This window comes from Bartonella sp. AP36NXGY, from assembly GCF_042195865.1.
Lineage (GTDB): Bacteria > Pseudomonadota > Alphaproteobacteria > Rhizobiales > Rhizobiaceae > Bartonella.
On sequence record NZ_JBHIPD010000001.1, the window covers coordinates 201,344 to 215,684 of the forward strand.

Here is a 14,341-nt window from a genome sequence, read left to right on the forward strand (position 1 = left end):
CTTAATGACCATTCTTTTGATTTTGTTTTAAAATAATAGAAACACGACCTTTTTTCTTAGGCGTCTCACAACCTTCTAAAAAAGCCTTTCCGCTTTCCATATTTGCCGTTAGTTTGCACCCCGTTGCCACATTGTCACCATCAGTTAACACAACATGATTCCCTGTCAAACTCATCATTTTTGACTTTCCATCAAAAACGCCTTTATCACCCGTAGCAACTTGCGTAGCAATTTTTATATAAACTTTTCCTAAAGCTTCCATTTTTTGTATACTCGACGAACCAAATAAAGAAACAGATGATGCCTTTGTATCTTCCTTGTTTTTATCAATTTCTTTATATGCTTTATCGTAGTAAACAACTAATTCTGCCGTTTTTAAAAGACGTTTACCTTGTACCACTGAAACATCACCCTTAAAAAGCGCTATCCCTTCTTTATCACGTATTTCCAAAGAATCTGCATGAAGTTCTACCGGTTCTTTATCGCTTGATAGACTTATTCCAAAATGAGCCACTTCAGCATATCCTAAAACTGCTCCTTCTCCTAACATTCCCATGCTAAAAGCTAACATCACACCTATCCATCTTTTGTACGATTTCATTATTTCAATTCTTCTGTTTGTATATACACATACTTCTCTTTATAAATATCCTTTAAAGATTTGTATTGATATTGCGTTATTGCTTTTGAAGCACTAAATGCACACCACCATGGAAATATATGTTTTTTCCTTTTTCTCGAATTTGTAAGGCGTTTGCGGCAAGATTCAAACCGGCTTGCTGAATATTAACACGTTGATCTGTTTTTAACTGTCCCTCGGATAAGTTAATACTAGCTGACATAAATTGTACCATCATCCCATCATTCGTCGTAATCGTGAATGGCTTATCCAACTGTAAAAAACCATTAATGTTATCGTAAACCCCCCCTTGTGCGACGAGAAAAACCTGTCTTTGTTGGCCCATAAATGCTCTAGCTGTAATGTTTTGCAACCCAATCATTCCAGCGTGGGTATGATCTTGAAATGCCTTTTCTGCTTTAAGCCAATAAGGTTCATGAGCACGCGTATACCCTTCTAATTTTGGATTGAGCATCGTCAAATTCATCACGCCACTTTCTCCATTATTCAAAGGCATAGAATCAGAAGTAACGGGAACCAAGAAAAACGTAAACCAGCAAAAAACCAGCGCTGAAATCAACGCTAAGAGAGGTAAAAAAATTTTTAATATGCTAATGCGACGCGAATGACGGGATGCTTTTTTTAAAACATCTCCAAAAGATGATTGCGTTGAAAAGGCTTTATAATGATTGTGTACGGACATACTCTCCTGATCTCTTAAATCCTCCGCATTTTTAATCTGTATACCCTTTATAGAAGGTATTTTCAAATTTTGTTTCTTGCAATTTGTTTTTTCTTGATTTTATTTTGCTTTTATCCGTTTATATATTGTAATATGCATGGAGTGCACAATTACAAAATTTTTTTGTGTGAAAGTGAGGCTATTGTGGTAAAATCAGAGCTTGTACAAATTATCGCTCGTCATAACCCGCATCTTTTTCAACGGGATGTGGAGAATATTGTAAACGCTATTTTTGAGGAAATTGCAACAGCACTTGCAAATGGCAATCGCGTTGAACTTCGTGGATTTGGAGCTTTTTCTGTAAAAAGCCGTTCAGCCCGTAATGGACGTAACCCACGAACAGGTGAAGCCGTTTCTGTTGAAGAAAAGTGGATTCCTTTTTTTAAAACTGGCAAGGATTTACGCGACCGTCTTAATCAGTGAGAAACTTATGATAATTAAACGTATTCTTCTAACAAGTATCGGTGTGATTCTCGCAGCGGTTTTGATTGTTTTTATCGTGGCTAATCGTCAAATGGTTCCGTTAACCCTTGATCCTTTTCGAGCAAATCCTGAAAGTTTTACTTATCATGCTCCCCTCTTTATATGGCTCTTTATTTTCTTTGGTTTTGGTATTTTATTAGGAAATCTGATCAGTTGGTTTTCCTATCACAAATACAAAAAAGCTCTCAAAAAAAGTAAAGCCGAGATTGAAAAATTGAAAACATCTATCACAAATTTGGTGTAATGGTATTTAAATGAAATCTTTTCTCTCTGTATTCTATATTCAGTACAGAGTTAAAAGTGCTCTTTTTCTTTTTTTTATACATTGTTTTAATTGACTTTAGCTTTTTTGCACTTTTACGAAACATTTAAGAGCTTTATAATATATTTTTATACCTCATATACCGTGATACAAAACATGCCTGCACAATGCTTTCAATTCTCCCATAACAATAGATATCCGCAGGAAAAGCTGCCCCTTATTTTAGAAACGGGTATAAGCGAAAACTATGCTCTCATTGATTCTGGTCATGGACAAAAATTAGAACGTTATGGAGCTTACCGCATTATTCGACCAGAAGGTCAAGCACTATGGAAACCCGCTTTACCACAAAAACAATGGGCTGATGTTGATGCTATTTTCACAGGAAACCTTGATGAAGAAGGGGTTGGGCGTTGGCATTTTCCTAAAAAGCCACTTGATGAAACATGGGTTCTTGCTTGGAATGGATTGTCTTTTCTAGGCCGTTTTACTTCCTTTCGTCATGTGGGGGTTTTTCCTGAACAAGATGCCCATTGGCGCTCTATGGAAGAACAAATTGTTAAAGCCGAACGCCCTATAAAATTGTTGAATCTTTTTGGCTATACAGGTATTGCCTCTTTGATTGGAGCACGAGCGGGTGCGAATGTTACCCATGTTGATGCTTCTAAAAAAGCCATTGCGTGGGCAAAAGCTAATCAAGAAAGAGCAGGATTACCAGATCATTCTATTCGCTGGATTTGCGATGATGCTATGAAATTTGTCGAGCGTGAACTGCGTCGTAAAAAAAGCTATGATATGATTCTTCTTGATCCCCCTGCTTATGGGCGTGGACCCCATGGTGAAATTTGGCAACTGTTTGATCATTTACCCGCCATGATCACAAATTGTCGTAAACTTCTCTCTGATAAACCGCTCTCTGTTGTCCTTACAGCTTATTCTATTCGTGCTTCCTTCTTTGCACTTCATGCTTTAATGCGTGATGCATTTGTAAATCTTGGTGGTACGGTCGAATCAGGAGAACTCATTTTGCGTGAAGAAGTTGCAGGACGTGCTCTTTCTACTTCTCTTTTTAGCCGTTGGATTGCTTGAATATGTGTAGACCCAAAACTGGTAGAGTGAAAGAAATTACCTCTCTTAGCAACCCCATCATAAAAAATCTTAAAGCACTTAGCCAAAAGAAAAACCGTAATAGAGAAGGTCTTTTCATGGCAGAAGGATTGAAATTGGTCATTGATGCTCTCAATCTTGGCTGGACAATACAGACGCTTATTTTTTCTAAAAGTGAAATCGGTAATGCTACTATCGAAAATACTGCCGCACGTGCTGTAGCCAACGGTGGTTTTGTTATTAAAGCCTCACAAAAGGTTATGGAATCACTTACCCGACGCGATAATCCACAAACAGTTATTGGTATTTTCAAGCAAAAATGGCACTCTTTTGAAATGATAAAAGGGCAGATTAAAGATGTTTACATCGCGCTTGATCGTGTACGTGATCCTGGAAACCTTGGTACCATTATTCGAACCGCTGATGCTGTAGGTGCTAAAGGTGTTATTTTAATTGGCGAGACAACAGACCCTTTCTCGCCTGAAACAGTCCGTGCAACCATGGGATCTATTTTCTCTGTACCACTTTATCGTTTTGATGAAAACGGCTTTTTAAACTGGTCTTCTCACTTTAAAGGCATGATCGTTGGCACGCATCTCAAAGGATCTCTGGATTATCGGACACTTGATTTCAAAAATGGTCCTGTTATCCTTTTAATGGGGAATGAAAAACAGGGATTATCAGATCTTCTTACGAATCGGTGTGATAAACTTACGCGTATTCCACAAAGCGGACGAGCAGACTCGCTTAATCTAGCTGTAGCAACAGCTGTTATGCTTTATGAAATCCGTCGCCCCTATTTAATACTGGAACCATGTGAGGAAAAACATGATTCGTAAATCACTCCCTTTTCTTCTCTTGGGCTTGGCTTTTACAGTAGTACTTGATCAAGCTGTCAAATACTGGGTTATGCACAATATGCCTTTAGGAACAGAAATTTCGCTTATTCCTTTTCTTTCCCTTTATCATGTGCGCAATTCTGGCATTGCATTTTCGTTTTTTTCTTCCTTTTCTCAGTGGGGAATCATCGCCATCACGATCATTGTGATTATCTTTCTTCTATGGTTATGGAAAAATACTGAATATAATAAGTCTTTAATGCGCTTTGGCCTTATTCTTATTATTGGGGGAGCCATCGGCAATCTCATTGATCGTATTCGCTTTCATCATGTCACTGATTACATACTTTTTCATATTGATGATATTTTTTATTTTGCTATTTTCAACCTTGCAGATAGTTTTATCACTCTCGGTGTTATTGCCATCCTTATTGAAGAATTGCGTACTTGGATGAAAGCAAGGCGTCATTCCAATAGTACATCTTCTCACTGATATGTTCAGTGCCTTAGAAAACAGAGATTATTGACCGTCACAAGTCTGATTACGCATTGATTTCTCTTAATCAATTCTTGTTGCTCGTCATTTCACGTGTTTCTCTTCATGGGACTATAAAATCTTACTTTCTTTTCAACTTTACATTTCTACACTTAGTTAGTGCAAAAGAAATGAACTCAAATAGAATCAATATTTTTTTATCCATGTGTCCTACATCACAATTTTTGAGGAGACATTTCACAGCATTTGAAGTTCTGTTTATTTGATTTGAACAATTGATTTTCGTACGTTTTTTAGTTTTTACAGATATCGATTTTACAGAGCCTTTCTTAAGTGCTTCGTTTAAAAACTCTCCTTTTTTATTTTATATATTGTTTAATAAAAAACATTTTTTCAACTATTTTCAATGGTGTCTTGTTAAAGCAACATATTGATTATAAATATAAATTACCGTTTTTCATATTGAATAAAAGCCCTTACTATCCTAAATCTCTTTTATTTGGAATCTGTTCATGTTGAATCCATTAAAACAATGTCTCTTGCAAGACACAAGTCAATAATCTTGATTGATTTAATATGAACAGATTTTCAACCAGAGAATCTTGCGATATTCGGAGTATCATTTAGCATTCAAAAAGACAATTTATCATTATACATCAATATATTATATAAAAATCCAATTCAATAGCTCTTATAACCGTGCAAAACAGATGCAATATTGGAGGTTGAAAATAGTGTGATGATACTTGCCGCTCTTCTCATAAACGCAAAAATAGTGAATATTTTATAAGGGATTGTATTACATAGTTTCTGTGAAAATAGAAAAGCTTTTAAGTATAGTCTTTTTATCTTGCAAAAATATGGCAAAAAATGGAAATATTTTTTATTAAAATGAACTATTTCCTTACCAATTTGTAAGGTTCCTTCTTCATATAAATCTCTTGTAATTTTTAAATAAATCTCCATAATAAGAGCATATATGCTGGAATTCTGTCAGTGATTCTTAAGGGTTTTTGTATTTGCCCAATTAAGGCTTATACCAAGCTTATCTGTGTAATGACAGAGACACCTTTAAAGCCCTATACCTGACAGAACATATGCTAAAGGATTTTATATTATGGCTAATTTTAAAGATTTACGTTCGGCACCTGCTTCTCATGCCGATGCATCAATTGATCAGGGATTACGCGACTATATGTTGGGTGTCTACAATGCAATGGCCATTGGTTTGCTTATTACAGCTGCTGCCGCTTATGCAATTGTATCATTAGCAACGACAACAGATATGAGCCAAGCAGCAGCTCAAATCAATAGCAGTGTTTATCTAACACCATTTGGAGTAACATTTTATACATCGCCATTCTCTTATATTGTTATGTTTGCACCACTCATAGCAGTCTTATTTCTCAGTTTTAAAATTAATACATTGAGCACAAATGCTGCTCGTAGTCTCTTTTTTGGTTATGCTGCTCTGGTTGGTCTTTCACTGTCTTCAATCGTTTTGCGCTATACGACAGAAAGTGTTGTGCAAACCTTTGTCATTTCCGCCGCAACTTTTGGAGCTCTTTCACTTTATGGATACACAACAAAGCGTGATCTCACAGCAATCGGTTCATTCTTATTCATTGGATTGATCGGCTTGTTGCTTTCCATGATTGTGAACATTTTTCTTGGATCAAGCGCTTTGCAGTTTGCTATCTCTGTGATTGGTGTTTTTATCTTTGCTGGTTTAACAGCCTACGATACCCAGAGCATTAAGTTGATGTATTATGAAGGAGATGAAAGCGATACCAGAGGACGTAAAGTTATTATGGGCGCGCTGAATCTTTATCTTGATTTCATCAATATGTTTGTCTTCTTGCTACAGTTTCTTGGCTCAAACCGTGATTGATTGCAAAAATCATTACTTAATTAAAGAACCTTGTTTCTAAAAGAAACAAGGTTCTTTTGTTTTTAGTGTAAATCTTTACCCTCTGCTTCTTAGAAACTATTCTTTTCGCAAAATGACAAAAATCCCTTATAAGCAAAAATTCCCTTGGTTTACCGGTTTTATCCAACAAAAACTCCATAGCTCCTTTTTAAATACAATTCACAGCCGCTCTCATCATCAATCAAACATCGTCAATCAAAATAGTAATTATGATCTGACCGTTGCTTCCTATAATGTGCATAAATGTGTAGGTGTTGATAAAGTTTTTAATCCTACAAGAATTGTCCGTGTTATTACTGAATTACAAGTTGATATCCTTGCTCTTCAAGAAGCAGATAAACGTTTTGGGGAACGCATCGGTTTGATTAATCTTCAGCTATTAAAAGCTGAAACCGGTTTGATTCCTGTACCTCTTAATACTATGTCACCTCATGGCCATGGTTGGCATGGGAATGCTCTTTTTTTGCGAAAGGGATATGTACGTGATACTTTACAAGTCACTCTTCCTAGTATTGAACCACGTGGGGCTGTAATTGTAGAGTTGGAAATGGCAGCAGGCCCTATTCGTATTATTGCGGCTCATTTTGGCTTATTACGTTACTCTCGTAAACAACAAACAAAAATGCTCCTTGAAATTTTCCAAAAACGCCCCCTTATGCCTACACTCCTCATAGGAGATTTTAATGAATGGCGAATGGGAAAAGGCTCATCTTTAAATCATTTTTCTCCCTATTTTGATAGCACTTTTGAAGTTGTACCAAGCTTTCCCTCTCGTTTTCCTTTGTTAGCCCTTGATAGAGTTTTTTCTTTTCCCCACCAATTGGTAACAAGTATTGAAAATCATTATTCACCACTTGCACGCATTGCTTCAGATCATTTGCCTATCAAAGCCTATCTTAATCTTTCCAACGCAATCAATATTCTTAAAAATAAATAAAAAAATTAATGTGCCTCATCCCAATTTTGAGCCGTCATAACTTTTACTTCAAGCGGTACAGATAAAGATAGAACCGGTATTGTAGCATTTTCCATAACATTTTTAACAACAGTCATGGTTTTTTTACTTTCTTCTTCTGGTACTTCAAAAATCAGTTCATCATGAACTTGCAGCAACATTTTTGCTGATAGTTTTTCTGCTTTTAAAGCATCTTCCATATGTATCATAGCGCGGCGAATAATATCGGCCGCAGAACCTTGAATTGGAGCATTGATAGCTGCCCGCTCATTAAGAGAACGAATTTTTACATTCTTTGCTTTTATTTCTGGATAATGGATACGACGTCCAAAAATTGTTTCTACATAACCATTTTCACGTGCAAAGATTTTGGTCTTCTCCATATAATCTTTAATTCCTGGAAATCTTTCAAAATACAGTTGAATATAACGACCCGCTTCTTGGCGTGAAATTCCCAATTGATTGGCTAATCCAAAAGCTGAAATACCATAAATAATACCAAAATTAATCGCTTTTGCACGCCGTCGTATATCTGAATGCATTCCTTCTATCGCAACACCAAACATTTGTGATGCCGTTATAGCGTGAATATCATGCCCTTTAGCAAAAGCTTCTTTTAATGCTTTTATATCCGCAATATGTGCAAGAATGCGCAACTCAATCTGACTATAATCAGCAGAAAGTAACACATATCCTTTGGGAGCAATAAAAGCTGTTCGAATTTTACGTCCTTCAGCAGTTCGCACTGGAATATTTTGCAAATTTGGCTCTGATGATGATAACCGACCAGTTGATGTTATTGCCAAAGAATAATTCGTGTGAACTCGCCCTGTTTTTGAAAAAATATAAGAAGGCAAGGCATCTGTATAGGTAGATTTTAGCTTTGAAAGTTGACGCCACTCAATAATTTTACGCGGTAAAATATGACCTTCAGCAGCCAACTCTTCTAAGGTCTGTGCAGAAGTTGACCATTGTCCACCCTTTGTTTTAGCGCCTCCAGGCAATCCCATTTTGCCAAAAAGGATATCCCCTAATTGCTTTGGCGAAGCAAGATTAAACTTTTCATCAGCTTGTTTGTAAATTTCCTCTTCTAGAATCAAAGCAGCTTGTGCCAACTCTCCTGAAAGACGCAATAAAATCTGCCGATCAATAAGAATCCCCCGTTCTTCCATTCTTGCAAGAACTTCTACAAGAGGTCTATCAAGACGCTCATAAATTTTTGTCATTCCACGAGCAACAAGTTGCGGTTTCAATACTTGCCAAAGACGTAGCTTTATATCAGCATCTTCCGCCGCATAAAGGGTTGCTTGTTTTAAATCTACTTGTGCAAAAGAAGTAATTTTTTTCCCGTTATGCGTTAAATCTTTATAGGCAATTGGTTTATGCTCAAGCCAACGTTCAGACAAATCATCCATATTATGGGTTAACATTCCAGCATCAAAAGCATATGATAAAAGCATGGTGTCGTCAAAAGAGCTTATCATAATGTCGTATTGCTTCATCACCAACCAATCATATTTTATATTATGACCAATTTTTAACACCGCTGAATCTTCTAATATCGGTTTTAAAAGTGCTAAAGCTTTTCGAGCCCCAATCTGTGAAGCAATGCGCCCGCCCCTCAAAAGGTCCTCTTCTCCTTCATCAAAATGTTCAAGAGGTATATAAGCTGCTTTTTCCGGCTGTAATGCGAGTGAAAAACCAACAAGCTTTGCTTGCATCGGATCAAGAGATGTTGTTTTAGTATCAAAAGCGAAAAAACCCTGCTCTTGTGCTTGTGATAACCAGTCTTTTAAAATTTCCTCATCAAGAATTGTTGTATAAGCATCTCTTGTAATTTTTTGAGTCAGCGCTTGATCTTTACGTTCTTGTGCAAAAACTTGTGGAGAATTTTCAGAAAAATTATGAAGGGATGCGCGCTCAGTATTCTTGATATCAGAATCATGCCTGATATCAGAATCATTCCTGGGGCTTAGTTTTTCCCATTCAACATTTATATCAAGTGCGTCAATAACAGCTGCATCGCATGTTGTTGCCTCTGCCACGCGACGCGTTAATGTTGAAAACTCCATCGCTTTCAAAAAAGCAATTAAACGTGGACCATCTTGTGGCTCCAAAATAAAATCATCTAAATCATTATCTATAGGAACATCTGTTTTAAGCCTGACAAGTTCACGAGATATTTTAACTTGTTCTCTATAAGCTTGAATGTTTTCACGTCGTTTTGTTTGTTTAATTTCTGTTACGTTTTGCAATAGAAGATCAAGAGAACCAAATTCATTTAACAACTGAGCTGCAGTTTTTGGACCAATGCCTGGAATACCCGGTACATTATCCGTTGAATCTCCAATTAATGCTTGTAAATCAATCATTTTTTCAGGCGCAACACCCCATTTTTCTATAACTTCTGAAATACCTATATGCTTATCTTTCATTCCATCATACAAAGATACATGCGTATTTACGAGTTGCATAAGATCCTTATCGGAAGAAATAATGGTTGTTTTTGCCCCAACCTTTGTTGCCAACTTTGCATAGGTAGCAATTAAATCATCCGCTTCAAAGCCTTCCTTTTCAATACAAGGCAAATTAAAAGCCTTCGTTGCTTGGCGTATTAGCGCGAATTGAGGAATTAGATCTTCAGGAGGTTCAACGCGATTCGCTTTATATTCAGGATAAATTTGTTTCCGAAAAGTATCAGATGAATAATCAAAAATAACAGCAAAATGTGTTGGAACAACACCCGTAGCTGTATTACGAGCATCACAAAGTAATTTCCATAACATATTGCAAAAACCAGCTACTGCTCCTACAGGAAGTCCATCCTTTTTACGTTTTAAAGGCGGCAAAGCATAATAAGCACGAAAAATATAGCCTGATCCGTCAACCAAAAAAAGATGATCTGTTGCTTTCATGACAATTTTTTCTCCATTTCAGCTAAAAAAGCAAATTAACCTTATATATTTTTTCACTTTGCCTCTAAAAAGCCATTTTTTCTCTTCATAAGACGTGAAGTCGTTGCACTTTATATTAAGTACCTAGAGCTTTTCTTTGCTGTTACAGGATTAATAGCTTTCATTTTGCTCCTCCTATGATAGCTGAGGTACGATGTAGCGACAGGGTCGTTGTGGTGTTCCCCTCCCCACAACGACCGTTTTTTTTTGACATCGATATTCTTTAATTTCAATCGTGACTCTTTTAGATAAAAGATGATGTTATTCATGAATTTTGAAGTTATTCCACAGAGCTTTTTCACCCATTTTGTAGATAAAATCAGCGTGTAACTTTTTTTCTTGCATACTCAATCTTGAAGGTAAAGCCTGCGGGCGAATTTTAACGGCATAAGATGTATCTTTATCGTTCTGGATATGTTCATCAATACCCCTTCTGTTATCAAAACCCAATACACCTTGCTTTCCACCGATGAGCTCAATATAAACATCGGCTAGAATCTCTGCATCAAGCAAAGCACCATGAAGAACACGATGGCTGTTATCAATTCCAAAACGTTTGCATAAAATATCAAGAGAATTAGGACCCATAGGAAATTTACGCCGCGCCATAGCCAATGTATCAAGAATATTATCAACACTGATAAGCGGTTTGTTGACGCGTTTTAATTCTGCATTAATAAAACCAATATCAAAACTCGCATTATGCGCAATCATTGTCGCGTCTTTGATAAATTCCAAAAATTCATCAACAATATCACTAAAACTTTTCTCGTTTTTCAAGCGTTCATTGGTTAATCCGTGAATTGCTACAACTTCATCAGGAATAATAACGCCTTCAGGGTTTAAATAAACATGAAATTGGCGTCCTGTGAGATAACGATCAACCATTTCTACACAACCAATTTCGATTATGCGATCTTTCTCTTTATCTAAACCTGTTGTTTCTGTATCAAAAATAATTTCACGCATAATTTTAATTCTTTAGCAATTTTTTTATCACATCAAAAACCTGTTGACGTGTATTCTCTAAATCTTTCCCTGTATCAATAATAAAATCAGCGCGTTCTCGTTTTTTTTCATCTGGCATTTGTTGAGCGTTGATAAAGGCAAATTTTTTCTCATTCATACCTTGGCGAATCATTACACGTTCTTTTTGTATTTCTGGTGGAGCAGAAACAACAATAACGCTATCCACACGACTTTCACCATTTTTTTCAAACAGAAGTGGAATATCAAGAATAACTAATTTTTTCCCTTGTTCACGCGCTATATCAATAAATTCCCTTTCTTTTTCTTGCACCAAAGGATGAATTATTTTTTCTAATGTTTGTAATTTTTCTTTATCATCAATCAAAATTTCAGAAAGTTTCAAACGGTTAACTTCTCCGTTTTCAACCACACCAGGAAAAATACGCTCTATGAATGACAAAGCTGGCTCACTTTTATAAAGCTGTTGTACTGCTTCATCAGCACTAAAAACAGAAATACCCGCTTGCTTGAAAAAATCAGCAACTGTTGATTTTCCCATAGCAATTGATCCCGTTAATCCTATGATCTTCATTCTCTTTTTTCACTCATATCCTCTAAAATAGCTGTCCGTAACGCTTTTGTTACCTGTGGTCTTATTCCGAACCACTGTTCAAACCCTATAACAGCCTGATGTAGAAGCATCCCAAGTCCATCAACCGTCTTGAGATCACAAGCCTTTGCCTGTTGTAAAAAAGGAGTTATCAATGGTGTATAAATAATATCTGTTACTAATGCCGTTTTTTTTGCTTTATGAAAATCGCAAAAAAAAGAATCACTTTTTTCTTCTGGACTTTTTATGCCAATAGAGGTTGTATTAACAATCAAATCAGCTTGATGAAGTATTTCATGGATTTTATGCCAATCGTAAACTTTAATGATTTTTCCAAAATGCTGAGCTAAATTATCAGCACGTTGTTTTGTACGGTTAATTAAATAAATCTGTTCAAATCCGCGTCTTTTTAAGGCATATATGATAGCGCGTGCGGCACCACCTGCTCCAAAAACAAGAGCTGTTTCCCCTCCCCAATCAGATACAAAATCATCAAGATTAGCGCTAAAACCATAGGCATCACTATTCGTGGCACAAAGCTTATCTCCTTCATACCAAAGTGTATTAACAGCACCAATCATTGTTGCTCTCTCATCTTTATAATCTGCTAAACGAAAAGCTTCTTGTTTATAAGGCAAAGTAACATTTCCTCCACAAAAGCCTATTTTTTGTAAAGACGCAATAAAATGACTGAACTCTTCAGATGTTACTTCTTGTGCAAGATATTCTCCTTGTAAACCATATTGTTTAAGCCAAAAATTGTGAATTCTTGGCGATTTTGAATGATGAATAGGAGAACCAACAACAAAAGCACGCGGATAATTTGTCTTTTTTATTATTAAGTTAACCATCAATAATTCCTAAGTGGCGCAGTTTTATGAGTAGAGGCAGCAAAGGTAAACCAACAATGGTAAAAAAATCTCCTTCAATTTTTTCAAAGAGATGAATTCCTTCTCCTTCAATTTGATATACTCCCACGCTGTTTAAAACATCTTTTCCTACGCGTGCTAAATAACGTTCAATAAATTCTGATGAGAGTAAACGAACAGACATATGTGCACTAAAAGCTTCAACCCAAATTTTTTGACCATTTTTAAATAAAGCTACCGCACTATGAAGAGAATGGGTTTTTCCTGATAATTCACATAAACGTTGATGTGCTTCTTTAATATTTGTTGCTTTGTGAAAAACTTGACCTTCAAAATCAAGAACTTGATCACAACCAATAACGAAAGCATCAGGAAAACGATCTGAAACATTTTTTGCTTTTGCGCTCGCAAGAAAACAGCTGAGTTCTTTAGGTGTTTTTTCTTTTGCTTTTTTTTCTACTTCTCTTTCATCAAAAGAAGCTCCTTCAATGGAAAAATTTAAGCCTGCTTTTTTTAATAATTTTGCACGATAAAAACTAAGAGATGCTAATATTAAAGTATCTGCGTTCATGAGAATTTTCTCTCATTTCCTTCACGAAATCGTGATAACAGTTCAAATATTGCAGCAGCAGTTTCTTCAATAGAACGTCTTGTGACATCAATAATAGGCCAACCAAAACGTTCGCAAATGCGTTTTGCATGGATTAATTCTTCAGCTATGTTGATACGATTAGTATAATTATCAAGAGCAAAACCTTCTCCTAAATCTCTATTTTGACGAATATGTGAGATTCTTTCAGCTGAAGCAATTAAACCAATAATTAAAGAATTTTTTACCTCTAAAAGAGATTCTGGCAAATCAATTCCTGGAATAAGAGGAACATTAGCCGTTTTGATTCCGCGATTTGCTAAATAGATGCTTGTTGGTGTTTTAGAGGTTCTTGAAATTCCCACAAGGATCACATCTGCTTCGGATAAGCTACTGGAAGACTGTCCATCATCATGCTCTATTGTAAAATCCAGTGCCTCAATACGGCGAAAATAATCTGCATTAAGATCATGTTGTGCGCTCGCACGTAAATGTGTTGGCATTCCAAGGTAAGACTGAAAAGCATTTAAAACAGGATGCAATATATCAATACAGGGAACTTCTATTTTTTTGCATTTTTTTTGAAGGAGTAGTTTAAGTTCTTCATCAATCATTGTGTAAAGAACAATACCTGGCTCTTGTTGTATTTCATCAAGAGCTTTCTGTAACTGTATTCTATTACGAATCATAGGATAGATATGCTCTGTTGCCTGAATCATTGCATATTGCGATGCTACAGCTCTTCCAACAGAAATTAATGTTTCTCCTGTTGCATCAGAAAGCATGTGTAAATGAAAGAATTTTTTTTCTTTTGTCACAAAAATTTTAACTCCTTGTTAAGACATGTGTATATATACTCACCGTTTTTTATAAAACTAAAATTTATGAAAAATTCTCCTTTTTTATGCACAAATTAA

At 36.0% G+C, this 14,341-nt stretch carries 15 protein-coding genes; 7 read left to right on the forward strand and 8 right to left on the reverse strand.

Annotated elements, in window-relative coordinates:
• Nucleotide 1: 1 nt before the first annotated feature.
• On the reverse strand, nt 2-601 hold the full coding sequence (locus ACFINX_RS00695; protein WP_375611352.1) for an LptA/OstA family protein: 600 nt from the start codon (nt 599-601) through the stop codon (nt 2-4).
• Nucleotides 602-677: 76 nt separating this feature from the next.
• Nucleotides 678-1,322, reverse strand: a complete 645-nt coding sequence (gene lptC, locus ACFINX_RS00700) for an LPS export ABC transporter periplasmic protein LptC (RefSeq protein ID WP_375611351.1) — start codon at nt 1,320-1,322, stop codon at nt 678-680.
• Between the two features lie 183 nt (nt 1,323-1,505).
• On the opposite strand from lptC, the gene ihfB reads away from it, so the two are divergent.
• From ihfB to ACFINX_RS00735, 7 genes are all read left to right on the forward strand, one after another.
• The gene (gene ihfB / locus ACFINX_RS00705; protein ID WP_273790186.1) at nt 1,506-1,784 is read left to right on the forward strand and encodes an integration host factor subunit beta; all 279 of its coding nucleotides are present in this window, start codon (nt 1,506-1,508) and stop codon (nt 1,782-1,784) included.
• Nucleotides 1,785-1,791: 7 nt separating this feature from the next.
• Nucleotides 1,792-2,088, forward strand: a complete 297-nt coding sequence (locus tag ACFINX_RS00710) for a lipopolysaccharide assembly protein LapA domain-containing protein (RefSeq protein ID WP_273790185.1) — start codon at nt 1,792-1,794, stop codon at nt 2,086-2,088.
• Between the two features lie 174 nt (nt 2,089-2,262).
• Complete coding sequence (locus ACFINX_RS00715; protein WP_375611350.1) at nt 2,263-3,195, forward strand: class I SAM-dependent methyltransferase; 933 nt, start codon at nt 2,263-2,265, stop codon at nt 3,193-3,195.
• A gap of 2 nt (nt 3,196-3,197) precedes the next feature.
• Nucleotides 3,198-4,052 (forward strand): TrmH family RNA methyltransferase, encoded by an 855-nt coding sequence (locus tag ACFINX_RS00720; protein ID WP_375668167.1) that lies wholly within the window; start codon nt 3,198-3,200, stop codon nt 4,050-4,052.
• Nucleotides 4,042-4,545, forward strand: a complete 504-nt coding sequence (gene lspA, locus ACFINX_RS00725) for a signal peptidase II (protein ID WP_375611348.1) — start codon at nt 4,042-4,044, stop codon at nt 4,543-4,545. Before ACFINX_RS00720 ends, lspA begins: the two co-directional genes overlap by 11 nt.
• 1,120 nt (nt 4,546-5,665) lie before the next feature.
• Nucleotides 5,666-6,439, forward strand: a complete 774-nt coding sequence (locus ACFINX_RS00730) for a Bax inhibitor-1/YccA family protein (protein ID WP_375611347.1) — start codon at nt 5,666-5,668, stop codon at nt 6,437-6,439.
• Between the two features lie 112 nt (nt 6,440-6,551).
• Nucleotides 6,552-7,415 (forward strand): endonuclease/exonuclease/phosphatase family protein, encoded by an 864-nt coding sequence (locus tag ACFINX_RS00735; RefSeq protein ID WP_375612773.1) that lies wholly within the window; start codon nt 6,552-6,554, stop codon nt 7,413-7,415.
• Between the two features lie 5 nt (nt 7,416-7,420).
• On the opposite strand, the gene polA is transcribed toward ACFINX_RS00735, so the two are convergent.
• The 6 genes from polA to ACFINX_RS00765 all read right to left on the reverse strand — a co-directional run bounded on the left by polA (nt 7,421) and on the right by ACFINX_RS00765 (nt 14,242).
• Nucleotides 7,421-10,348, reverse strand: coding sequence for a DNA polymerase I (gene polA / locus ACFINX_RS00740; RefSeq protein ID WP_375668168.1), 2,928 nt, complete (start codon nt 10,346-10,348; stop codon nt 7,421-7,423).
• A gap of 300 nt (nt 10,349-10,648) precedes the next feature.
• Entirely contained in the window at nt 10,649-11,356 is a 708-nt protein-coding gene (gene dnaQ / locus ACFINX_RS00745) for a DNA polymerase III subunit epsilon (protein WP_375629128.1), read from the reverse strand.
• Nucleotides 11,357-11,360: 4 nt separating this feature from the next.
• Complete coding sequence (coaE, locus tag ACFINX_RS00750) at nt 11,361-11,948, reverse strand: dephospho-CoA kinase (protein WP_375612770.1); 588 nt, start codon at nt 11,946-11,948, stop codon at nt 11,361-11,363.
• Nucleotides 11,945-12,817 (reverse strand): shikimate dehydrogenase, encoded by an 873-nt coding sequence (locus ACFINX_RS00755; protein ID WP_375612769.1) that lies wholly within the window; start codon nt 12,815-12,817, stop codon nt 11,945-11,947. The genes coaE and ACFINX_RS00755 overlap by 4 nt, the downstream gene beginning before the upstream one ends.
• Complete coding sequence (locus ACFINX_RS00760; protein ID WP_375611343.1) at nt 12,810-13,406, reverse strand: Maf family nucleotide pyrophosphatase; 597 nt, start codon at nt 13,404-13,406, stop codon at nt 12,810-12,812. Before ACFINX_RS00760 ends, ACFINX_RS00755 begins: the two co-directional genes overlap by 8 nt.
• Nucleotides 13,403-14,242, reverse strand: a complete 840-nt coding sequence (locus tag ACFINX_RS00765; RefSeq protein ID WP_375612767.1) for a pyruvate, water dikinase regulatory protein — start codon at nt 14,240-14,242, stop codon at nt 13,403-13,405. The genes ACFINX_RS00760 and ACFINX_RS00765 overlap by 4 nt, the downstream gene beginning before the upstream one ends.
• Nucleotides 14,243-14,341: the final 99 nt, after the last annotated feature.

Excerpts from the sequence above, each read along its gene's own strand:
- ACFINX_RS00730 (WP_375611347.1), top strand. The coding sequence starts at position 5,666 with ATGGCTAATTTTAAAGATTTACGTTCGGCACCTGCTTCTCATGCCGAT.
- dnaQ (WP_375629128.1), bottom strand. The coding sequence starts at position 11,356 with ATGCGTGAAATTATTTTTGATACAGAAACAACAGGTTTAGATAAAGAG.
- ACFINX_RS00755 (WP_375612769.1), bottom strand. The coding sequence starts at position 12,817 with ATGGTTAACTTAATAATAAAAAAGACAAATTATCCGCGTGCTTTTGTT.
- lptC (WP_375611351.1), bottom strand. The coding sequence starts at position 1,322 with ATGTCCGTACACAATCATTATAAAGCCTTTTCAACGCAATCATCTTTT.
- ACFINX_RS00715 (WP_375611350.1), top strand. The coding sequence starts at position 2,263 with ATGCCTGCACAATGCTTTCAATTCTCCCATAACAATAGATATCCGCAG.
- ACFINX_RS00710 (WP_273790185.1), top strand. The coding sequence starts at position 1,792 with ATGATAATTAAACGTATTCTTCTAACAAGTATCGGTGTGATTCTCGCA.
- coaE (WP_375612770.1), bottom strand. The coding sequence starts at position 11,948 with ATGAAGATCATAGGATTAACGGGATCAATTGCTATGGGAAAATCAACA.
- polA (WP_375668168.1), bottom strand. The coding sequence starts at position 10,348 with ATGAAAGCAACAGATCATCTTTTTTTGGTTGACGGATCAGGCTATATT.
- lspA (WP_375611348.1), top strand. The coding sequence starts at position 4,042 with ATGATTCGTAAATCACTCCCTTTTCTTCTCTTGGGCTTGGCTTTTACA.
- ACFINX_RS00695 (WP_375611352.1), bottom strand. The coding sequence starts at position 601 with ATGAAATCGTACAAAAGATGGATAGGTGTGATGTTAGCTTTTAGCATG.
- ACFINX_RS00735 (WP_375612773.1), top strand. The coding sequence starts at position 6,552 with ATGACAAAAATCCCTTATAAGCAAAAATTCCCTTGGTTTACCGGTTTT.
- ACFINX_RS00760 (WP_375611343.1), bottom strand. The coding sequence starts at position 13,406 with ATGAACGCAGATACTTTAATATTAGCATCTCTTAGTTTTTATCGTGCA.
- ACFINX_RS00720 (WP_375668167.1), top strand. The coding sequence starts at position 3,198 with ATGTGTAGACCCAAAACTGGTAGAGTGAAAGAAATTACCTCTCTTAGC.